This window comes from Pseudoflavonifractor sp. BSD2780061688st1 E11 (genome assembly GCF_005844125.1).
GTDB lineage: Bacteria > Bacillota > Clostridia > Lachnospirales > Lachnospiraceae > Sellimonas > Sellimonas catena.
The window spans coordinates 14,344-37,682 of sequence record NZ_SPHM01000020.1; the positions used below are offsets into that span (position 1 = coordinate 14,344).

Consider the following 23,339-nt stretch of genomic DNA (forward strand, 5'->3'; position numbering starts at 1 on the left):
TTTAATTTAAAAGTTTACTCAGCTATATCTGATTATATTTCAAAACTGCTGAATTTTCAAGCCTTTTTAAGCTTTTTTATTGGATAATACCTTTTCCTGTACATTCTTCGGTACCTGCTCATATTTCTCAAAGAACATAGAGTAGTTACCACGTCCCTGTGTTCTGGAACGAAGATCTGTAGAGTATCCGAACATTTCAGAAAGCGGTACATATGCACGTACAATCTTTCCTCCGCCCAGGTCATCCATTCCTTCGATACGTCCACGACGGGAGTTGATGTCACCGATAACATCACCCATATATTCTTCCGGCATTGTTACTTCTACTTTCATGATAGGTTCAAGAAGTACCGGAGCTGATTTTGCCATCGCATCCTTGAATGCAAGGGAACCAGCGATATGGAATGCCATTTCGGATGAGTCGACTTCATGGTAGGATCCATCGTATACATTTGCATGGATACCAACAACCGGGAATCCTCCAAGGATACCGGATTTCATAGCTTCTTCGATACCTTCACCTACTGCCGGGATATATTCCTTCGGAATAGCACCGCCGACAACAGTGGATTCGAATTTATATGTTTCTTCACCGTTGACATCCATTGGCTCGAATTTAACTTTACAATGTCCGTACTGTCCACGTCCACCGGACTGTTTAGCGTACTTGCTGTCTACATCAACCGGTTTTGTGAAAGTTTCTTTGTAAGCAACCTGAGGTGCACCTACATTAGCCTCTACCTTGAATTCACGGAGAAGTCTGTCTACGATGATTTCAAGATGGAGCTCACCCATACCGGCGATGATGGTCTGTCCTGTCTCATGGTCTGTATGAGCACGGAATGTCGGGTCTTCTTCTGCAAGTTTTGCAAGAGATTCACCAAGTTTGCCCTGAGAAGCTTTTGTCTTCGGCTCGATAGCAAGCTCGATAACCGGTTCCGGGAATTCCATGGATTCAAGGATTACCGGGTGCTGATCGTCACAGATTGTATCTCCTGTTGTGGAGAATTTGAATCCGATCGCTGCAGCGATATCTCCAGAGTAAACTTTGTCAAGTTCTGCTCTCTTGTTGGCATGCATCTGAAGGATACGTCCAACACGTTCTTTTTTATTCTTTGTCGCGTTCAGGACATAAGAACCGGAGTTCATTGTTCCTGAATATACACGGAAGTAAGCAAGCTTACCTACGAACGGGTCTGTCATGATCTTGAATACGAGAGCGGAGAACGGCTCTTCGTCAGAAGAATGTCTCTCTACTTCGTTTCCGTCTTCATCAACACCCTTGATAGCCGGGATATCTGTCGGAGCCGGCATATACTCAAGGATTGCATCCAGAAGTTTCTGAACACCTTTGTTTCTGTAAGCAGATCCACAGCATACCGGAACAGCTGTACATTCGCATGTCGCTTTTCTCAGTACTCTCTTCAGATCTTCTACTGCCGGTTCTTCACCTTCCAGATATTCCATCATCAGGTCGTCGTCAAGTTCACAGATCTTTTCAACGAGCTCTGTACGATATAATTCCGCATCATCTTTCATTTCTTCCGGAATGTCGCATACAGTGATGTCATCACCTTTTTCATCATTGTAGATGTATGCCTGCATTTCCATCAGGTCGATGATACCTTTGAATTCGTCTTCTTTTCCGATTGGAAGCTGAAGACAGATTGCGTTTTTACCTAATCTTGTTTTGATCTGTTCAACTGCATTGTAGAAATCTGCACCCAGAATGTCCATCTTGTTGATGAAAGCCATACGAGGTACGTTGTAAGTGTCAGCCTGACGCCATACGTTTTCTGACTGAGGCTCTACACCACCTTTGGCACAGAACACACCTACAGCACCGTCAAGTACACGCAGGGAACGCTCTACTTCTACTGTGAAGTCAACGTGTCCCGGAGTATCGATGATGTTGATACGGTGCTCAAGAGCGCCCGGCTTCGGTTTCGTCTTTTCTTCCAGTGTCCAGTGACATGTTGTAGCAGCTGAAGTGATCGTGATACCTCTTTCCTGCTCCTGCTCCATCCAGTCCATGGTAGCAGTACCTTCATGTGTATCACCGATCTTGTAGTTTACACCGGTATAGTAGAGAATACGCTCTGTCAGCGTAGTCTTACCAGCATCGATGTGAGCCATGATACCGATGTTTCTTGTTCTCTCTAATGGATATTCTCTTCCAGCCAAGACTTTTTCCTCCTAAACTAATAAGATCGACTGTTTCCTGCCATATCCGGCAGAACCGTCTCCAGGGAGAATCCTTAGAAACGGTAGTGAGCAAACGCTTTGTTTGCTTCTGCCATCTTGTGCATATCTTCTTTTCTCTTCACAGATGCTCCTGTGTTGTTTGCAGCATCCAGAATTTCGTTGGCCAATCTTTCTTCCATTGTCTTTTCTCCTCTGTTACGGGAGAATGTTGTCAGCCAGCGAAGAGCTAACGCCTGTCTTCTGTCAGCACGTACTTCGATCGGTACCTGGTATGTTGCACCTCCGATACGTCTTGCCTTTACTTCCAGTACAGGCATGATGTTGTTCATTGCCTCTTCGAATACTTCGATCGCCGGTTTGTCAGCTTTCTCGGCAACTCTTTCAAATGCGCCATATACAATCTTCTGTGCTACACCTTTCTTACCATCCAGCATGATGTTGTTGATAAGCTTTGTAACAACTTTGTTATTGTATAATGGATCCGCTAATACGTCTCTTTTCTGAGTATGTCCTTTACGTGGCACGGTCCTTCCCTCCTTAATCATAATTGGATTAAATCATCAGTACTCGCTTCACAGTTTGCGTTCGTGCGGCAGGGACATATCAGTGTATGTCAATCCGCAACCTACTAATTTCATAGTCCTGTGATACGATAACGATTTTGTTACTTTAAACTTTTACTTATTTCTTTGCGTCTTTCGGTCTCTTAGCACCATATTTTGAACGTGCCTGACGTCTCTTTGCAACACCTGCTGTATCAAGTGTTCCGCGGACGATGTGGTATCTTGTACCTGGCAGGTCCTTAACACGGCCTCCACGGATCAGAACAACGCTGTGTTCCTGAAGGTTGTGTCCTTCTCCCGGGATGTAGCTTGTTACTTCGATTCCGTTAGACAGACGAACTCTGGCAATTTTTCTAAGAGCTGAGTTAGGCTTCTTAGGTGTAGCTGTCTTAACTGCTGTACATACACCTCTCTTCTGCGGAGCAGATGCATTGATAGCTCTTTTTCTCAGAGAGTTGTATCCTTTCTGAAGCGCCGGAGCTGTAGATTTCTTTACAGAAACCTCACGTCCTTTTTTTACTAACTGGTTGAATGTTGGCATTCCTTTCACCTCCTACGAATAATTAATAGGTTTGCTTGAAAATTTCTGATTTGCGCACAAAAATATCACGTATTTCCACACGCGCTTAATCATTGTATTACGTCTAAAAGGAAAAGTCAAGGCTTTTTACATTAATTTATCATCATTCCCATGATGTAAAGGTCATAGTAAACGCCGTTCAGAAGTGTGGAGTTTTTCCGGCATCCTTCGATCTCAAATCCGAATTTCATGTAGAGAGCAACGGCAGGGATGTTGTCCGCTCTGGTGTCCAGGCTGATTCTGGTTGTAACACCGTTTCCTTTGCACCAGTCGATCAGCATCTGGATCAGTCTGCTTCCGATTCCCTGTTTCTGATATTTCTTTGCCACTACAATTCCCAGTTCACCATCGTGGCGTGCTTTGATTTTGTGTGTGGAATGAATTGTAGCAATTCCTGCAATCTCCTCTCCGTCCATGGCAAGGAGCATCCGGTTTGTCTGATTGCCTTCCAGGGAGCGGATCTCATCTTCCTGCTCGCTTACGGTCATCGGATACTCATCCTTCTCAAAGCTTAAATAGCTTGTCTCTCCTCCTACATAATTGTAGAATGCCACAATCTTTTCGGCATCCTCCACTTTCGCATCTCTGTAAATGATTTCTGACATGATTGTTCCCTCCTTTTTTCTTCTATCATATCCGTTTTTTTTATCTTATGGCAACAAAAAGACAGGGTGCTTTATACACCCTGCCAGATTGCTTTTCTTATGATCGCTTTTTCTTCGGAACGACATGGACAGCCCCGCCTTCCAGTTCTTCCAGTGCCTCTCCGATTCCTTCATTATAGGTAGGATGGGCTCTCATTCCCTTTAAGAGCTGAGATATTGTCATCCGATTGGTTATGGCCGTCACGAATTCTCCAATCATGTCCGTTGCCCGCGCGCACATCATCTGTGCTCCCAGTATGGTCTTTGTCTCCTTATCCGCCACCACTTTGATAAATCCACGCTCTTCTTTTGTGATCAGCGACTTCCCGTTGGCACTCATAATGAATTTGCCGGTTTCCACCTGAATCCCTTTTTCCTTTGCTTCCTCTTCTGTTATTCCGGCCGATGCAATTTCCGGATCTGTGTAGACACAGCCTGGAACAACTCTCAGATCCACCGACCGCTCCCGGCCTGCCAGGTGTTCCGCCACGGCAATGCCCTGGGCACTCGCTGCATGAGCCAGCTGGGCTCCGCCGATCAGGTCACCGATGGCATATACATGCGGAATGTTTGTCCGAAAATCCGCATCCACAGTGATGCGCCCGCGCTCCATCTCAGGAGCCGCGCCCTCCGCAAAAAGGCCGTCCATATTGGCACATCTGCCCACCGCACAGAGCACACAGTCTCCTTTTGCCTCCTGCTCTTTTTCCTTTTCCACATACCGGCACCGGTATTCGTCTCCATCCTGTTCCACTGCCTGTACCGACGCGGATGTATGGATCTCGATTCCTCTCTTTTTCAGGATCATCTTCAGATTCTGGGAAATTTCTTTGTCCATATTCGGAACAATTCTCGGCATCGCCTCCAGAATCGTCACCCGGCTTCCCAGGGCCGCATAGACAGTGGCAAATTCCACACTGATGACACCGCCTCCGATAATCACCATGCTCTGCGGCGGTTCTTCCATCCGGAACAGCTCATCACTCGTGATGACTCCAGGCAGCTCTATTCCCGGAATCGGAATCTTAAGCGGTTTTGATCCGGACGCCAGAAGCACGTTCGATGCCTTGTATCTCTGTTCTCCATCCCCCGATGAGACAAGGACTTCCTTCTCTTCTCCATTTTCAGGAAGCAGGGTGCCGGTCCCTTTCACCACCGTCACGCCATTTGCCTTTAAAAGCTGTTCAATTCCCTGAACAAGCTGCTGTGTCGTCTCTTCCTTATATGCCAGGATTTTCCCGTAATCACAGGTGACATCAGAGGCGCAGATTCCAAATTCCGCGCAGTGCTGCATCTCCCTGTACAGAGAGGATGCATGAATCATGGCCTTTGCCGGAATACAGCCCCGGTTCAGGCAGGTACCTCCGATATCCCTGTTCTCGACAACCGCCGTGCGAAGCCCCAGTTTCGCGGCTTTGATGGCAGCCACATAGCCGCCCGGCCCTGCGCCGATTACAATCAGATCAAATTGTCCTTCCATCTACCATTCCTCTTCTTTCATCCATTCTATCAGATCTTTCAGCATCTTCTCTTCTTCCGGATCTTCTGACCAGTACAGACCTAGTTCGATACAGATGCTTCTGCTGGAAAACCGTACTCCGTTCAGATAGTTCGGAAGAGCTTCAATCATCCCGGTTTTGAGGGCATCCGAATAGACTGCCGCATCCTTGATCTTCCCGTTTTCCACCTGAAACCGGATGGTTACCTCGCCCCATGGGAATTTCCTCGTGATTTCATGCTGAAAAGGGATCTTTCTTCCATAGAGCCATTCCCAGGATCTGAAATATTCCGCCCTGCTTTCTATTTCCTTTTTCTCCCGGTCATCCAGCTTCCGTTCCTGTACCGGAAGGCCATACACCTCTCCAAAGGCCTGGCGGAGAGCGTACTTCAGATCATCAATGGTCAAATCCGGAAGATACGTTCTCAGATTCGCCACTCTGGACCGTACTGAATCCACTCCTTTGGATTTCAGTTTCTCCCTGGAGACGGTCAGATAGCTTCCCAGTTTTTCCTTGTCCACATCCAGCATGATCGTTCCATGGTGATAGCAGTGCTCTCCATGACGGTAAAATGCGTTCCCGGAAAATTTCTTCCCGTCAATCAAAAGATCATTCCGGCCGGACGCCTCAATGTGCAGTCCCAGATGTTCCAGCGCCCCGGCAATGACCGAAAGCTGCCGTTTGACATCATAATATTCTCCGGAAACCAGAAAGGTAAAATTCAAATTTCCCAGATCATGATATACCGCTCCTCCTCCGGAAAGCCGTCTTGCCAGATGGCCTCCGTCCCTCTCCAGCTGTTCTGTTCTGCATTCTTTCCATGCGTTCTGGTTTTTCCCGATCACCACGGTCTTTTCGTTCTGCCAGAGGTAGAGAATGCACTCCTTCTCCTTACATCCAAAGAGAAGAAACTCCTCCAGCGCAAGATTTCTGTACGGATCGGTTCCGTGACTTTCTATATATGTAAGTGTTTCCAACATGTCGCTTCACCCTATTCATCAAAATGCCAGCGCAGCACCGGATGTCTGGCTGCCTCCACTTCATCCAGCCGTGTAACCGGTGTGGTAACCGGGGCACGATGCAGTTGATCCGGATATTCCAGTGCCTGACGATACAGATTATGGAAGACCTCCAGCGCTTCATCCAGCGTTTCGCGTGATTCTGTCTCTGTCGGTTCGATCATCAATGCCTCGTCGACAATCAGCGGAAAATACATGGTCGGCGGATGAATGCCATTGTCAAGCAGTCCTTTGGCGATATCCATGGCGGAAATACCCGTCTTCTTTTTCAGATCGGCAAGGCTGATGACAAACTCATGCATGCAGCTCTTTCCGTATGCCGCCGGGAAGATATCCTTTAACCCGTTCATCATATAATTGGCGTTTAATACTGCATTCCTGCCTGCTTCCGGGATGCCTTCTTTTCCAAGTGTCATCAGGTAGGAAAGGGCCCGCACCACGACGAGGAAGTTGCCGTAAAAGCTTTTCATTTCCCCGATGCTGTGTTCCGGTTTCTTCATATAATAATGCTCGTCTTTTTCCACAAGAACGGAAGGAAGGAACTCTGCGAGCAGTTCTTTACATCCTACCGGTCCGCTTCCCGGCCCTCCGCCTCCATGCGGGGTGGAAAAAGTTTTGTGAAGATTCAGATGGACAACATCAAATCCCATGTCTCCCGGACGGACCGTTCCCATTACCGCGTTCAGATTCGCCCCGTCATAGTAGCAGAGTCCGCCGCATTCATGGATGATTTCCGTAATCTCCAGGATGTGTTTTTCAAAAATTCCAAGAGTATTCGGATTCGTCAGCATGATTCCTGCGGTCTCTTCGTCCGCCGCTTCTTTCAGCTTTTCCAGGTCCACGCAGCCATCCGCGTCTGACGGAACACTGACCACTTTATAGCCTGCCATCACCGCGCTGGCCGGGTTGGTTCCGTGTGCGGAATCCGGCACCAGAATCTTCGTTCTCCTGGTATCTCCCCTGCTTTCGTGGTAGGCCCGGATCAGGAGAAGTCCCGTAAACTCGCCGTGGGCTCCTGCCGCCGGCTGGAATACCATCCGGTCCATACCGGTAATGGCGCAGAGATATTTCTCCGCCTTATCGAGTACTTCCAGGCATCCCTGTACGGTATGTTCCGGCTGAAGCGGGTGGATCCCGGTAAATCCCGGAAGTGCCGCTGCCGCCTCGTTGATCTTCGGGTTATATTTCATCGTACAGGAACCAAGGGGATAAAATCCATCGTTGACTCCGTGGGACTTTCTCGCCAGTTCACTGTAATGTCTGCTCAGATCCCCTTCTGCGATTTCCGGAAGATGAAGGGCTTTCTGTCTCTGATCTGCCTGCGGAAGTCTGGTCTCTTCCACATCACACTTCGGGAGCATGCTGCATCCGCGTCCCGGCCTGCTTTTTTCAAAAATTAACATCCCTGCACCTCCTTCAGAATCCGGATGACCTCATCCATTTCTTCTTTTGTATTCATCTCTGTACAGCACCAGAGAATCCGGTGCTCATCCAAAGGATATCCTCCCAGAATACCGTGTTCCTCCAGTGCCTTTAAGGTCTCCCCTGCCGGCACCTTGGATTCCGTCACAAATTCATGGAAAAAGTTCCCCTGATTTTTCGTGTGGTATCCGATTTTCTCCAGCTCTCCTGCCAGATAGTGTGCCTTGGAGACACACTGCACCGCCGCCTCTTTCAGTCCGTCCGGTCCCATGGACGCCAGGTATACCGTCACCGCCAGTGCACAGAGCGCCTGGTTGGAACAGATATTGCTGGACGCTTTCTCTCTCCGGATATGCTGTTCTCTTGCCTGAAGTGTCAGCACATAACCGGTCTTTCCGTTTTTGTCTTTTGTCTGTCCGACAATTCTGCCAGGCAGCTTCCGCATCATCTTGTCCGTACATGCCATAAAACCAAGGTACGGTCCTCCAAATGCCAGTGGAAGCCCCATCGGCTGTCCTTCTCCGACCGCCACATCCGCTCCGTATTCAGCCGGTGTTTTTAAAATGCCAAGAGAAACCGGATTGACTCCCATCACATATTTTGCCCCGCCTTCATGGGCAATCTGTCCAATTTCTTCTGCATCCTCCAGATTTCCGTAATAATTGGGATGCTGTATGTAAACACACGCCGTTTGTGCATCGATTTGTTCTCTGAGAATCTCTTTGTCCGTACGCCCGTCCTTTTCCGGAATCAGCTCCACCTGCATTCCATTTCCGTGGCAGTAGGTCTGCACCGTCCGGATCACATACGGGGAGGACGTCTGTGAAATCAGGACTTTCTGCCGTTTTCGTTCCCGGCACATGGAAACTCCTTCTGCGGCTGCAGAAGCGCCGTCATAGACTGACGCATTGGACGCATCCATCCCGGTCAGATCACAGATCATTGTCTGATATTCAAAGATGGACTGCAGAATTCCCTGGCTGATTTCCGCCTGATACGGGGTATAGGCCGTCACAAAATTTTCCTTGGATGTGATGCTTGTGACAGCTGCCGGGATATAGTGCCGGTACGCTCCGGCACCCCGGAAGATGGTAGGAAAGATCCTGTTCTTTCCGGCCATTTTCTCCATTTCTCTTCTGACAGACAGTTCCGGCATACCCGCCGGGATCTCAAGCTCCCCTTTCAGTCTGACTTCCTCTGGAATGTCCGCAAAGAGATCATCCATGTCAGAATATCCGGCCACCTGCAGCATTTCCTGTCTTTCTTTCTCTGTATTCGGTACATAGCCGCCCATCCGAACTCACCGCCTCTCTGTTATTCTTTCTCGCTCTCTACAAACGCCTCATACTCCGCTCCTGAGAGCAGCTCTTCTTTTTCTGTGATGTCTTTCACTTTGATAAACCACGCATCATACGGAGCCTCATTGATATATTCCGGCTCATCCAGCAGTCTTTCGTTGATTTCACATACCACACCGGATACCGGAGAGTACACATCAGACACCGCTTTGACGGATTCCACATCGCCAAATGCCTCTCCTACCGTCACCTCATCTCCCTCTTCCGGAAGATTGACAAACACCAGATCTCCAAGTTCTGACTGGGCGTAGTCCGTCAGCCCGATCACTGCAACTCCGTCTTCCTCTTTTACCCACTCATGTGATTTTACATACTTTAATTCTTCTCTGATTTCCATATCCGTTTCTCCTTTTCTGATTTTTATTTCTGTCTTTTATAAAATGGAAGATCTACAACTTCCGCCTCCACGCTTCGTCCGCGCACGTCAACCTCCACCTTGTCTCCTGTCCTGACTGCTCCTGCCTTCACAAGCGCCATGGCGATCGGATATCCAAGGTACGGGCAGTGTGTGCCGGATGTGGTTGTTCCGATCTCTGTGCCTCCAAGCGACACCTTCTGCTCCTCCCGGATAATGCCCCGCCCGGTCACTTTCAATCCGATCCGTTCTCTCTTTGGCTCTCCTGCTTCTTCCAGCGCCTTCTTCCCGATAAAATTTTCTTTTGCCATTTTTACGGCAAACTGAAGTCCCGCTTCCAGAGGAGTCACTTCTTCGTTCATCTCGTGTCCGTAGAGCGGCATTGCAGCTTCCATCCGCAGGGTATCTCTTGCTCCCAGTCCGCACGGAATCAGTCCTTCCTCTTTTCCTGCTTCCAGAAGCGCATTCCACATCTGCGGCGCATATTCTGCCGCCAGATACAGCTCCACGCCGTCTTCTCCTGTGTAGCCGGTCCTGGAAACGATACAAGGGATTCCCGCCACCTTGCCATCAAACACGGCGTGATAATATTTCTCCGGAATACTCTCTTCGTCCGTCAGTTTTCTTAAAATCTCAAGGGCTTTCGGTCCCTGGAGGGCAAGCTGCGCATACTGGTCGGAAACGTCTGTAAACGTCACATTTCCAAACTGGTGATCCAGCATCCACCGGTAGTCCTTCTCTTTATTTGCCGCATTGACAACAATCAGGTATTCCTCCTCGGATTTCCGGTAAACAATCAGATCATCCACCGTGCCTCCGTGTTCGTTGCACATCGGGCTGTACTTGGCCTGTCCGTCCTTGATCTTCGTATAATCATTGGTGAGAAGCATCTGAAGATTTACCTTCGCATCTTCTCCCGTGCAGAGAATCTCTCCCATATGGGAAACGTCAAAGAGCCCTGCCCGGGTGCGCACCGCCATGTGTTCCTTGATCACTCCGGTCGGATACTGTACCGGAAGAGAGTAGCCTGCAAACGGAACCATCTTTCCTCCGGCTTTTACATGTTCTTCATAAAGTGGTGTTTTTAATTCCATCTCCGTCTCCTCCTTATTCATATAATGGATGTCTGCCGCAGATTTCATTGACTGTGCTGCGGATCTCGTCTGCCTTTGCATCAAAGTCTGTTACCGCCATCTTGATCAGCTTTGCAATCGTTCTCATCTCGTCTTCCTTGAGTCCCCGTGTTGTCACAGCCGGCGTTCCGATCCGGATGCCGCTTGTCACAAACGGACTTGCCGGGTCATTTGGCACCGCGTTTTTATTGACTGTAATATAAACCTCGTCCAGACGGCGCTGCAGTTCTTTTCCGGTAATATTCATATTCTGAAGATCTACCAGCATCAGATGGTTGTCCGTTCCGCCGCTGACCAGGTCAAAGCCTTCTTCCTTCAGTGCTTCAGCCAGTGCTTTTGCGTTCTTTAAAATCTGTTCCTGATAGGTCTTGAATTCCGGTTTTAACGCTTCCCCAAAGCAGACTGCCTTCGCGGCGATGATATGCATCAAAGGCCCACCCTGGGTTCCTGGAAATACCGCCTTGTTGATGGCCTTTGCGTGTTCTTCCTTGCACATGATCATGCCGCCTCTTGGTCCCCGCAGCGTCTTGTGGGTGGTCGTTGTCACCACATCTGCATAAGGAACCGGGCTCTGATGGAGTCCGGCCGCAACCAGTCCGGCAATATGCGCCATATCCACAAACAAAACGGCGCCCACTTCTTTCGCAATCTCCGCAAACCGGTCAAACCGGATCTCTCTTGGATATGCAGACGCCCCTGCAACAATCATCTTCGGTTTGCATTCCAGTGCTGTCTTTCGGATTTCATCGTAGTCCAGAAATCCTTCTTCATTGATGCTGTATGGTACAAAATGATAAAGAATTCCGGACATATTCACCGGTGAGCCGTGGGTCAGGTGTCCGCCATGGTCCAGATTGAGTCCCATCACCGTATCTCCCGGCTTCAGAAAGGCCTGATAAACCGCAATATTGGCGCTTGCCCCCGAATGCGGCTGTACACAGGCATGTTCGCATCCAAACAGCTGTTTTGCACGCTCGATTGCCAGATTTTCAATCACATCTACATATTCACAGCCTCCGTAATACCGTTTCCCCGGATATCCTTCCGCATACTTGTTTGTCGGGACCGTCCCCATCGCAATCATCACCGCCGGGCTTACTATATTTTCCGATGCGATCAGCTCCAGATTTCTTCTCTGCCTTCCAAGTTCCTGTTCCAGAGCCCCGCCGACTTCCGGATCGTACTCTTTGATGTAGTTCGTAACATCTCCTACCATACTCATACGTATTTCCTCCTCAAATCAATATTCTTGCTTTTTCTGTCGATACGGATTCCGGCCGAAAATCCGGGGCAACAAAAAAAGCAGATCAAGTAACTTCTCCATCATGAGAAGTCCTTTCATCTGCCTCTGTCCTTTTACCTGAAAGATTATCCAGCAGTGCTGTGCTACACGCCAGATTACTTCTTCGGTACAATCATATTGTTCTCCAGAGTGTTGTCCGAACCTGTTCCTTTTGCCTGAGAGTTTCTTGCATGCCCCTTCGGCTCCGGCTATCATTTCCGCGCCGCACACTGCGCCATAGTGGTATCTCACAGGTTCATCATTCAACTTTAAAGTTATTATAAAATTCACACACTCCAGAGTCAAGTGTTAAAAAATAAACTTATCAGTTAATATTTTGACAGTTATTTTATAGACAATTTCTTTTTATTTATCGCTTTTTTCTATGCTTTTTCCTCTTTAGCCAAGTGCCAGGCACCAAAGCGGAAGTGTCAGAAGCGACAACAGGGTACTGAGGAAAATCATCCCTGTCGCGTACCGTTCATCCCCGTGGTACTTGGAAGAAAGAAGTGCTGTTGTGACAGGCGCCGGCATTCCGGCCATGATTACGGTAATCCCCCGCAGCACCGGATCCACCGGAAGAAAGGCTGTCAGAGCAAAGACAACCGCCGGGATCAATACAAGGCGGACTGCCGCATAAAATACCATGGTACGGTCAATCAATCCTCTTGGATCCATCTCCGCAAGCATCATTCCGATCAGCATCATACTCATGGGTGTATTGGCGCTGCTTAAGCCTTCCACCGCCCGGGTAAAAAAGTCCGGCCAGGATACTGGAAGCAGCATAACGATCAGCCCCAGATAAATTGACACAATGCAGGGATGAGTGACAACCTTTTTCAGCACATTCTTTTTCCGGCCCGGCAGAAAGCAGGAGACGCCAACCGACCACATGACCACCCGGACCGGGAGCATGAAGACTGACGCATACAAAAGCCCGGACGTCCCGTAAATACTTTCAATTACCGGATTTCCCAGAAAGCCGCCGTTAGAAACAATCGTCCCGTACCGGAGCGGCTTTCTCTTTTCCTCATCTGTTTTTTTGTACAACAGAAACGCTGACGCCACAGATATCATATTATACAGCACGGATAACAGCACCGTCATGACAACCGGCTTCCAGACATCATGATGTGGCTGTACAAGAAACGCATGAAAAATGTTAAACGGCAGCAGCACATACAGACACAGATCCACCATGTTCAACCTTCCTGTCGTGCCTACTATTCCTCTTTTTCTTACGATAAATCCAACGATCACAAAGAAGAACATCATCCCCTGCATCGTCAGCATATTTTCAAATACCATCTGCCTGCTCCTACAATCCGATCCGGTCCGCAATACCGCGCATTGCTTCCAGTGCAATGTCGATAAATTCGTCAAAATCCATGCCCGTAAATTCAATCGCTTCCATATAGTCGCGGTTGGCACCGGCTGCAAACCGAAGCTCACGGAAACGTTTGAGCACAGATTTATGTTTGACGCTTGCAATCTTTTTATCCGGATAGATCTGAGCAATGGCTTTCAAAAAACCACTCATCGGATCGGATGCAAGAATCGCATACTGAAGTTTTGTTTTTGCTTTCACGCCGCTTTCCGGATTGTGGGCACAAATGGCGTCAAACAGCACCGGATCATCAATTCCTTCTTTTTTCAGGATTTCGACAGATGTCGGTCCATGGGTCTCCGGGTGCTCCTTCCATTCACAATGTTCCTCATCCAGATCATGAAGGAGCCCCACCACGCCCCAGTATTCTACTTCTTCAGGATCAAGCTTCTCTGCGACTCCCCGCATGATCGCCTCCACTGCATAAGAATGCTCCAGATAGCGTTCTCCTTCCATGTATTTATGTAAAATCTCGTATGCCTGATCACGTGTAACCGCCATTGTTCTTTCCTCCTGAATCTATTCTTTGAATTATGTTACTGTGCCAGTGTTCCCATCGGATCCCACGGATTCAGATGAACCGGTTCCCCGGCCGCTTCCTCAAGCTGCTCTTTTGTCAAATATTTTTTATTGATCACTGCCTGGTATACATACCGGTCAAACCAGTCCGCACTCATCAGATAGTATCCTTTTTCCCCGTGCTCATCACTCCAGCTGTTCTGGATTTTCCATTTCCGTGCATTGCCTTCTTCGTCCAGATCTACGCCGGTAATCACCATCGCATGGTTCATTGCGCTTTCCCGGTAGTCCAGTCCGGCACCTTTTTCCATATCAAACTGCATGCCGTAGGTACCTTCAAAATCATAGCACTCCGTGCACCAGAGTCCCCTGTCGCGTTCTCCGTATTTGCCGACATCACTTCCGAACCAAACGACCTCGCCGTCAGAAAGCTGACGGATAATCAGGCTTTTCAGCGTGTCCATCGGCAGATTGTAGTAACGCACCGGCGCACCTTCTGCGACATTTCCAAGATAGTCAACGGTGTAGCTCTTTCCAAACGGTTTATCTTCGGTAGGTGAATTGATGATGCTGACATAATCTTCACGAAGCTTCAGTCCCACATATTCTTCATAGAATGATTTTGGTGTCAGGTCACGTACTACATGGTATTTCTTATCCTTATCCACATATTCAAAGTCAAATTTCTTCGGCGGATTTCCGAAGCACATGCACAGGAAACTGTAAATCTCAGACATCATCGCTTTCTTTTCTCCCTGCACGTCTCCTCCGCTTCTGACTGTCTCACGAAGTTTTTCCGCACACAGGCGCAGTCTGGAATTCAGAAGGGCGTTCATCGCTCCTGTATTGCTGCTCTGATACGTCTCCTCCATTGCACTCTTCGGAACAACCCCGTACTTTTCCACAAGGTTGACAAACATATCCCACTGTCCTCCGTCTCCTACGCCTTCAGAGAGAATGTGGCATACAGTCCGGTCATCTGTCGGACGGTCCGCCAGATCAATAATGCTCTCAAGCATGTAATTTGCCTTTTCAAACTTGTCCCAGAATGCCGTATAGTTCTGAGAAAGCTCAAATTTATCCAGATTACATTTCTTCGCTGTTACTTCTCGCAGCACATTCAGTGCAGAGAAAATCCAGCACCGTCCGCTGGATTTCTGATTCGTCACCGGAAGCGTCGGAATATCAATCGAAAACGCATACTGTGAGGAGGCAAGTCCCGCATGACAGAAAGCCGCATCCTTTACCGAATGTTTATAAAGCGCGTTCGTCATCGCACGGCAGAGCGCACTGCCCGCATACTTCTCCTCAAAGCCTGAAATATCATCTGTTGTTAATCCTTGAAACTGATTCATTTTTCATCATCCTTTCCCTTTTTCTTTTGTCTTTACCCTATAGTATAGCACGAATTTGAAAACGGCGAAATACCCGATACTTGCTTTACAGGGTCAAAATATAAGCGCCCTGCGGGATTTCCCGCAGGGCGCCTGTTCTTTACCTGAGTAAACTATTCTACAGATCGTTCTTATTCTTCTGTTTCTGTCTCCTGGCTTTCCTCTTCGGATGTTTCTTCGGAAACTTCCTCTGCCGTCTCTTCAGCTATTTCCGCTTCCGGTTCTTCTGTCAGATCCAGATCTGCACCAAGAATCTCTGTATCCTCCTCAGCTGCTTCGGATTCTGCTTTCTCGTCTTCTTTTGCATTTTCCTTTTCTTCAGCTTCTCTGCGGAGGCGTGCCTCTTCTTCTTTCTGAGCTTCGATCATCGCATCTGTATTCAGCTTGATATTGCGGTATTTGCTCATACCGGTACCAACCGGAATCAGTTTACCGATGATAACGTTCTCTTTCAGACCGATCAGCGGATCGACTTTTCCTTTGATGGCTGCTTCTGTGAGGACTTTTGTTGTCTCCTGGAAGGAAGCTGCGGACAGGAAGGAGTTTGTAGCAAGTGCCGCCTTGGTAATACCAAGCATGATCTGTTCTCCTGTTGCCGGCTCTTTACCTTCAGCCACGAGTTCTTTATTTCTGTCTTCGAACTCAAGGGCGTCTACCATAGTGCCCGGAAGGAATTCGGAATCTCCGTTCTCCTCGATACGGACTTTCTTCAGCATCTGACGCACAATGACTTCGATGTGCTTATCGTTGATATCTACACCCTGGAGACGGTATACTCTCTGCACTTCCTGGATCATGTAATCCTGTACAGCACGCAGACCTTTGATTCTCAGGATATCGTGCGGGTTGACACTACCTTCTGTAAGCTCGTCTCCGGCTTCCAGTTCCACGCCGTCCTGAATCTTGATTCTGGAACCGTACGGAATGAGGTATGCCTTGGATTCCCCTGTCTCATTGTTGGTAACGATGATCTCACGTTTCTTCTTTGTATCGTTGATCGTTGCTTTTCCGGCGAACTCTGTAATGATTGCAAGTCCCTTCGGCTTTCTTGCCTCGAAAAGCTCTTCGACACGAGGAAGACCCTGTGTGATATCGTCACCGGCAACACCACCTGTATGGAAGGTACGCATGGTAAGCTGTGTACCAGGCTCACCGATGGACTGGGCAGCGATGATTCCGACTGCCTCGCCGACCTGTACCGGCTCTCCTGTTGCCATGTTGGCACCGTAACATTTTGCGCAGACACCCAGATGGGATTTACATGTCAGGATGGTACGGATCTTCACCTTTTTGATCTCGTTGCCGTTTTCATCCACACCTTTTGTTACGATCGCAGCCGCACGTTTTGGTGTGATCATGTGATTTGCTTTGACAATCACATTGCCTTCTCTGTCGCAGATCGTCTCGCAGGAATAACGTCCTGTGATACGCTCCTGAAGGCTTTCAATCTCTTCATTTCCGTCCGTAAATGCCTTGACATACATTCCCGGGATTTCTTCTCCCTTCTCCACGCAGTCTACTTCGCGGATAGAAAGTTCCTGAGAAACGTCTACAAGACGTCTAGTCAGGTAACCGGAATCGGCTGTACGAAGCGCCGTATCGGACAGACCTTTACGAGCTCCATGGGCGGACATGAAGTATTCCAGTACGTCCAGACCTTCACGGAAGTTGGACTTGATCGGCAGCTCGATCGTACGTCCGGTCGTATCTGCCATCAGACCACGCATACCGGCAAGCTGTTTGATCTGCTTGTCAGAACCACGGGCTCCGGAATCCGCCATCATGAAGATATTGTTGTATTTATCCAGACCGGAAAGCAGTGCCTCTGTCAGGGCATCGTCAGTTGCCTTCCATGTCTCAACGACTTCTTTGTAACGCTCCTCCTCTGTGATGAGACCACGTTTGAAGTTTCTTGTGATCTTATCTACCGTATCCTGTGCCTGCTGGATCATCTGCGGCTTCTGCGGCGGAACGGTCATATCGGAGATGGATACTGTCATAGCAGCTCTCGTAGAGAACTTGTATCCGATGGATTTTACGTTATCAAGTACTTCTGCTGTTGCAGATGCACCATGTGTATTGATAACCTTTTCCAGGATCTTCTTTAACTGCTTCTTGCCGACATGGAAATCGACTTCCAGAAGAAGCTCATTTCCTTCTACGGTTCTATCCACGAATCCGAGATCCTGCGGAATGATTTCGTTGAAGAGGAACCGTCCCAGTGTGGACTCTACTGTTCCCGACTTCACAGTTCCGTCCGGCATTGTCTTGGAGACACGTACCTTGATCCGTGAGTGCAGTGTGATTACCTGGTTTTCGTAGGCAAGGATTGCTTCGTTTACGCTCTTGAAGAACTTGCCTTCACCTTTCACACCTGGTCTTTCCTGTGTCAGGTAGTAGATACCAAGTACCATATCCTGTGAAGGAACGGCTACCGGACCTCCGTCTGAAGGTTTCAGAAGGTTGTTCGGTGAAAGGAGAAGGAAACGGCACTCTGCCTGTGCTTCTACGGAAAGCGGAAGATGAACCGCCATCTGGTCACCGTCGAAGTCGGCATTGAACGCTGTACATACGAGCGGGTGAAGCTTGATTGCCTTTCCTTCTACAAGAATCGGCTCGAATGCCTGGATACCAAGTCTGTGCAGTGTAGGGGCACGGTTCAGCATAACCGGATGCTCTTTAATGACATCTTCCAGGACATCCCAGACTTCTGTCTGAAGTCTTTCCACCATTTTCTTTGCGTTTTTGATATTGTGTGCTGTACCGTTTGCAACAAGCTCTTTCATTACGAACGGTTTGAACAGCTCGATTGCCATTTCTTTCGGCAGACCGCACTGATAGATCTTCAGTTCCGGTCCTACTACGATAACGGAACGTCCGGAATAGTCAACACGTTTTCCGAGCAGGTTCTGACGGAAACGTCCGGACTTTCCTTTTAACATATCGGAAAGAGATTTCAGGGCACGGTTTCGCGGTCCTGTAACCGGACGGCCGCGGCGGCCGTTGTCGATCAGGGCGTCAACTGCTTCCTGAAGCATTCTCTTTTCGTTTCTTACGATGATATCCGGGGCTCCAAGCTCCAGAAGTCTTCTCAGACGGTTGTTACGGTTGATGATTCTTCTGTAAAGGTCATTTAAGTCAGATGTTGCAAAACGTCCTCCATCAAGCTGAACCATCGGACGCAGATCCGGCGGAATAACCGGGATGACCGTCATGATCATCCACTCCGGTTTGTTTCCGGATTCACGGAACGCTTCCACAACTTCCAGACGTTTTACGATTCTTGCACGTTTCTGTCCGGTCGCTCCTTCGAGTCCGTCTCTTAACTCATGGTATTCCTTTTCCAGATCAATATTCTTTAACAGTTCCTGAATCGCTTCCGCGCCCATGCCGACACGGAATGCGCTTCCCCATTTTTCTCTTGCTTCCTGATATTCCTGTTCGGAGAGCACCTGTTTGTACTGTAAATCTGTCTCCCCTTTATCGAGTACAATGTAGGAAGCAAAGTACAGTACTTTCTCCAGTGTTCTCGGAGAAAGGTCGAGAATCAGTCCCATCCGGCTCGGGATTCCTTTAAAATACCAGATATGGGATACCGGAGCCGCCAGTGCGATATGCCCCATACGCTCACGGCGTACTGCAGATTTCGTAACCTCAACACCGCAGCGGTCACAGATCACACCTTTATAACGGATTTTCTTATATTTACCACAGTGACATTCCCAGTCCTTGCTTGGTCCGAAAATACGTTCGCAGAACAGCCCGTCGCGTTCCGGCTTTAAAGTTCTGTAGTTGATGGTCTCCGGCTTTGTTACCTCGCCTCTTGACCACTCCAGAATCTTTTCAGGTGATGCCAGCCCGATCTTGATCGCATCAAAGGTCATCGGCTGATACGTCGCTTCATTATTGTTTCCCGTCATTACGGCACCCCTTTCTATTCTTCATCTGACATTTCGTCAAAATCAATCGTAAAGTCTTCGTCGTTAAAATCCAGTTCTTCTTCATCCTGTCCTTCTTCGATGTCAACTAATTCTTCTCCCTGGAATTCCTGCTGTGAGAAACCATGCTCACCGTAGGACTCCCTGTCGTTGGAATACCTTCTGTCTCCTTCAATGATTGCATTTAAGTTCGTCTCACCGTAATCAGATGTTTCCATGATCTCGACTTCTGTATTGTCTTCTCTGAGCACACGTACATCCAGTCCGAGAGACTGAAGCTCTTTTAAAAGTACCTTGAAGGACTCCGGAATACCCGGCTCCGGAATGTTGTCTCCTTTGATGATGGCTTCGTATGTCTTCACACGGCCGATCACATCATCGGATTTCACTGTCAGGATCTCCTGCAGGGTGTAGGACGCACCGTATGCCTCCAGTGCCCATACCTCCATCTCTCCGAAACGCTGTCCACCGAACTGTGCTTTACCACCGAGCGGCTGCTGTGTAACGAGGGAGTAAGGACCTGTGGAACGTGCATGGATCTTGTCATCAACAAGGTGGTGCAGTTTCAGGTAATGCATGTGTCCGATCGTAACCGGGCTGTCGAAGTACTCACCTGTACGTCCGTCTCTCAGGCGTACTTTACCGTCTCTGGAAATCGGCACGCCTTTCCACAGCTTTCTGTGTTCCCTGTTGTCATAGAGATACTGCATTACTTCAGGAAGAAGCTCCTCTTTATGCTTTTCTTCAAACTCTTCCCAGGAAAGATTTACATAATCGTTCGCCAGGTCAAGTGTATCCATAATGTCATTTTCGTTTGCTCCGTCGAATACCGGAGTTGCCACATTAAATCCAAGTGCTTTTGCCGCAAGACTCAGGTGAATCTCAAGTACCTGTCCGATGTTCATACGGGAAGGCACACCAAGCGGGTTCAGCACGATATCAAGCGGACGTCCGTTTGGAAGGAACGGCATATCCTCTACCGGGAGCACACGGGAAACGACACCCTTGTTTCCGTGACGTCCGGCCATTTTATCTCCTACAGAGATCTTTCTCTTCTGGGCAATGTAAATGCGCACTGCCTGGTTAACTCCCGGAGAAAGTTCGTCTCCGTTTTCTCTTGTGAATACTTTGGCATCTACGACAATACCATATTCACCATGCGGTACTTTCAGAGAAGTATCTCTGACTTCGCGGGCTTTCTCACCGAAGATCGCTCTTAACAGACGCTCTTCTGCTGTCAGCTCCGTCTCTCCTTTCGGAGTAACCTTTCCGACAAGGATATCGCCGGCACGTACTTCCGCACCGATACGGATGATTCCTCTTTCATCCAGGTCTTTAAGTGCATCATCACCGACACCCGGGATATCCCGTGTAATCTCTTCCGGTCCCAGCTTCGTGTCACGTGCTTCTGCCTCATATTCTTCTATATGAACGGATGTATATACATCATCCTGAACAAGGCGCTCGCTTAAGAGAACGGCATCCTCGTAGTTATATCCTTCCCATGTCATGAATCCGATCAGCGGGTTCTTACCAAGAGCCATCTCACCGTTGGATGTGGACGGTCCGTCTGCGATGACTTCTCCCTTCTCCACTCTGTCGCCCTTGAATACAATCGGTCTCTGGTTGTAACAGTTGGACTGGTTGCTTCGTAAGAACTTGGTCAGCTTGTAAGTCTTCTTCACGCCGTCGTCCTGACGGATAATGATCTCTGTGGAAGCAGCTCTTTCTACAACGCCTGCTTCCTCTGCAACGACGCAGACACCGGAGTCTACCGCGGATTTCTCTTCCATACCTGTACCGACTACCGGAGCCTCTGTTGTCAGAAGCGGTACTGCCTGACGCTGCATGTTGGATCCCATCAGCGCACGGTTGGCATCATCGTTTTCCAGGAAAGGAATCAGCGCTGTAGCAACGGAGAATACCATCTTCGGAGACACGTCCATGTAGTCAAATTTGCTTCTCTCGTATTCCTGTGTCTCTTCACGGTAACGACCGGATACATTCTTTCTCACAAAATGTCCTTCTGCATCCAGCGGTTCGTTCGCCTGTGCTACGTGGTAGTTGTCCTCTTCGTCTGCTGTCATGTAGACAACTTCGTCTGTTACGACCGGATTTTCCGGATCGCTCTTGTCGATCTTCCGGTACGGAGCCTCGACAAAACCATATTTATTGATTCTTGCGTAAGTTGCAAGAGAGTTGATCAGACCGATGTTCGGACCTTCAGGCGTCTCGATCGGGCACATTCTTCCGTAATGGGAATAGTGAACGTCTCGCACCTCGAATCCTGCACGGTCTCTGGAAAGACCTCCCGGTCCAAGTGCGGAAAGACGTCTCTTGTGTGTCAGCTCGCCAAGCGGATTGTTCTGATCCATGAACTGGGACAGCTGTGAGGAACCGAAGAACTCCTTCACCGCCGCGGTCACCGGTTTGATGTTGATCAGAGACTGTGGTGAGATACCTTCCAGATCCTGTGTTGTCATTCTTTCACGGACAACTCTTTCCAGACGGGAAAGTCCGATCCGGTACTGGTTCTGGAGAAGTTCTCCTACCGCACGGATACGTCTGTTGCCCAGATGGTCGATATCATCGTCATTTCCAAGGCCGTATTCCAGATGCATGTTGTAGTTGATGGACGCAAAAATGTCCTCCTTTGTGATATGCTTCGGAACAAGCTCATGGAGATTCTTTCTGACTGCTTCTTTGAGCTCTTCTGTATCGCCTGCCGCTTCTTCCATCAGATCTGCAAGAACCGGGTAATACACAAGCTCGGAAACTCCTACTTCTTTTGGCTCAATGCCGGTCACCTCTTTGAGATCTACCGCCATATTGGAAAGGACTTTGATGTCCCTGTCCTCGCCCTCACGGCTGATCCATACAAACGGCACCGCATTGTTCTGAATCGTATCGGCAAGCTCCCTTGTCACTTCCGTTCCTGCTTCCGCCAGGATCTCGCCTGTCAATGGACTGAACACTTCTCTTGCAAGAACATGTCCTGTGATTCTGTTCTTAAGGAGTAATTTCTTATTAAATTTGTAACGTCCGACTCTTGCAAGGTCATATCTTCTTGGATCGAAGAACATGCTTGTAATCAGGCTTTCCGCACTGTCTACTGCAAGCGGCTCGCCCGGACGGATCTTTTTGTAAAGTTCGAGGAGACCTTCCTGATAGTTTTCAGCAGTATCTTTGCCGAAACTTGCAAGAATCTTCGGCTCTTCGCCGAACATTTCGATGATCTCCGGATTGGTGCCCACGCCAAGCGCACGGATCAGCACGGTGATCGGCACCTTTCTTGTTCTGTCTACCCTTACATAGAAAACGTCATTAGAGTCTGTCTCATATTCCAGCCATGCACCACGGTTCGGAATCACGGTACAGGAATAGAGCTGCTTACCGATTTTGTCATGTGCGATTCCGTAGTAAATGCCAGGCGAACGTACAAGCTGGCTTACGATGACACGTTCCGCACCATTGATGACAAAAGTACCTGTCTTCGTCATAATAGGCAGATCGCCCATAAAGATCTCGTGTTCGTTGATCTCATCCGTTTCCTTATTATAAAGCCTTACCCTTACTTTCAAAGGCGCTGCATAAGTCGCATCCCGCTCTTTGCATTCCTCGATCGTATACTTCACATCATCTTCGCATAATGTAAAATCGACAAATTCCAGGCTCAGCTGTCCGCTGTAATCCGTAATCGGCGAAATGTCGTCGAACACTTCTTTCAAGCCCTCGTCGAGGAACCACTGATAGGAATCTTTCTGAACCTCAATCAGATTTGGCATCTCAAGAACTTCTTTTTGTCTGGAATAGGTCATCCGGGAACTTCTTCCGCTTTTCATGGGACGAATTCTGTTTTTCTCCATTGACGTTTCACTCCTTGTATTATTATTCTCGTGAAAATCACCAGTTTTCATAGTTTATTGCGGGAAATTCAAGCATTTTCTGCTCTCTTCACAGCCCATCTTCCCACAATAGTGCATTTTATTGTATCACAAGCACATTCCACGTGTCAAGAAAAATTTTTATTTTTTTCACCCC

General features: G+C 48.5%; 16 protein-coding genes and 1 riboswitch. All 16 genes read right to left on the reverse strand.

Annotation, left to right across the window (positions count from 1 at the left end; genetic code table 11):
* Positions 1-66: 66 nt before the first annotated feature.
* Positions 67-2,184, reverse strand: coding sequence for an elongation factor G (gene fusA / locus FGQ85_RS10255; RefSeq protein ID WP_087167043.1), 2,118 nt, complete (start codon positions 2,182-2,184; stop codon positions 67-69).
* Between the two features lie 74 nt (positions 2,185-2,258).
* Positions 2,259-2,729 carry a 30S ribosomal protein S7 gene (gene rpsG, locus FGQ85_RS10260; protein WP_207651994.1) on the reverse strand — a complete coding sequence of 157 codons (471 nt, stop codon included), beginning with the start codon at positions 2,727-2,729 and terminating at the stop codon, positions 2,259-2,261.
* A 157-nt stretch (positions 2,730-2,886) separates the two neighbouring features.
* Complete coding sequence (gene rpsL, locus FGQ85_RS10265; protein WP_087167041.1) at positions 2,887-3,309, reverse strand: 30S ribosomal protein S12; 423 nt, start codon at positions 3,307-3,309, stop codon at positions 2,887-2,889.
* A gap of 131 nt (positions 3,310-3,440) precedes the next feature.
* Entirely contained in the window at positions 3,441-3,953 is a 513-nt protein-coding gene (locus tag FGQ85_RS10270; RefSeq protein ID WP_087167040.1) for a GNAT family N-acetyltransferase, read from the reverse strand.
* 97 nt (positions 3,954-4,050) lie between these two features.
* Entirely contained in the window at positions 4,051-5,472 is a 1,422-nt protein-coding gene (gene lpdA / locus FGQ85_RS10275) for a dihydrolipoyl dehydrogenase (protein ID WP_138373391.1), read from the reverse strand.
* Complete coding sequence (locus FGQ85_RS10280) at positions 5,473-6,471, reverse strand: lipoate--protein ligase (protein WP_138373392.1); 999 nt, start codon at positions 6,469-6,471, stop codon at positions 5,473-5,475.
* Between the two features lie 11 nt (positions 6,472-6,482).
* Positions 6,483-7,913: an aminomethyl-transferring glycine dehydrogenase subunit GcvPB gene (gene gcvPB / locus FGQ85_RS10285; protein WP_138373393.1), complete on the reverse strand. Its 1,431-nt coding sequence runs from the start codon at positions 7,911-7,913 to the stop codon at positions 6,483-6,485.
* On the reverse strand, positions 7,907-9,226 hold the full coding sequence (gene gcvPA / locus FGQ85_RS10290) for an aminomethyl-transferring glycine dehydrogenase subunit GcvPA (RefSeq protein WP_138373394.1): 1,320 nt from the start codon (positions 9,224-9,226) through the stop codon (positions 7,907-7,909). Before gcvPA ends, gcvPB begins: the two co-directional genes overlap by 7 nt.
* A 20-nt stretch (positions 9,227-9,246) precedes the next feature.
* A complete protein-coding gene (gene gcvH, locus FGQ85_RS10295; protein ID WP_087167035.1) occupies positions 9,247-9,627 on the reverse strand; it encodes a glycine cleavage system protein GcvH in 381 nt (126 codons plus the stop codon).
* 23 nt (positions 9,628-9,650) lie between these two features.
* A complete protein-coding gene (gene gcvT / locus FGQ85_RS10300; protein ID WP_138373395.1) occupies positions 9,651-10,739 on the reverse strand; it encodes a glycine cleavage system aminomethyltransferase GcvT in 1,089 nt (362 codons plus the stop codon).
* 13 nt (positions 10,740-10,752) lie between these two features.
* On the reverse strand, positions 10,753-11,994 hold the full coding sequence (gene glyA, locus FGQ85_RS10305) for a serine hydroxymethyltransferase (protein ID WP_138373416.1): 1,242 nt from the start codon (positions 11,992-11,994) through the stop codon (positions 10,753-10,755).
* Positions 11,995-12,116: 122 nt separating this feature from the next.
* A riboswitch (glycine riboswitch) is annotated at positions 12,117-12,219 on the reverse strand.
* 240 nt (positions 12,220-12,459) lie between these two features.
* The gene (locus FGQ85_RS10310; RefSeq protein WP_138373396.1) at positions 12,460-13,368 is read right to left on the reverse strand and encodes an AEC family transporter; all 909 of its coding nucleotides are present in this window, start codon (positions 13,366-13,368) and stop codon (positions 12,460-12,462) included.
* Positions 13,369-13,378: 10 nt separating this feature from the next.
* Positions 13,379-13,948, reverse strand: coding sequence for an HD domain-containing protein (locus FGQ85_RS10315; RefSeq protein WP_138373397.1), 570 nt, complete (start codon positions 13,946-13,948; stop codon positions 13,379-13,381).
* Between the two features lie 35 nt (positions 13,949-13,983).
* On the reverse strand, positions 13,984-15,321 hold the full coding sequence (locus FGQ85_RS10320) for a C1 family peptidase (RefSeq protein WP_138373398.1): 1,338 nt from the start codon (positions 15,319-15,321) through the stop codon (positions 13,984-13,986).
* Between the two features lie 170 nt (positions 15,322-15,491).
* On the reverse strand, positions 15,492-19,280 hold the full coding sequence (gene rpoC, locus FGQ85_RS10325; protein ID WP_138373399.1) for a DNA-directed RNA polymerase subunit beta': 3,789 nt from the start codon (positions 19,278-19,280) through the stop codon (positions 15,492-15,494).
* Positions 19,281-19,294: 14 nt separating this feature from the next.
* Entirely contained in the window at positions 19,295-23,164 is a 3,870-nt protein-coding gene (locus tag FGQ85_RS10330; RefSeq protein ID WP_138373400.1) for a DNA-directed RNA polymerase subunit beta, read from the reverse strand.
* Between the last annotated feature and the right edge of the window lie 175 nt (positions 23,165-23,339).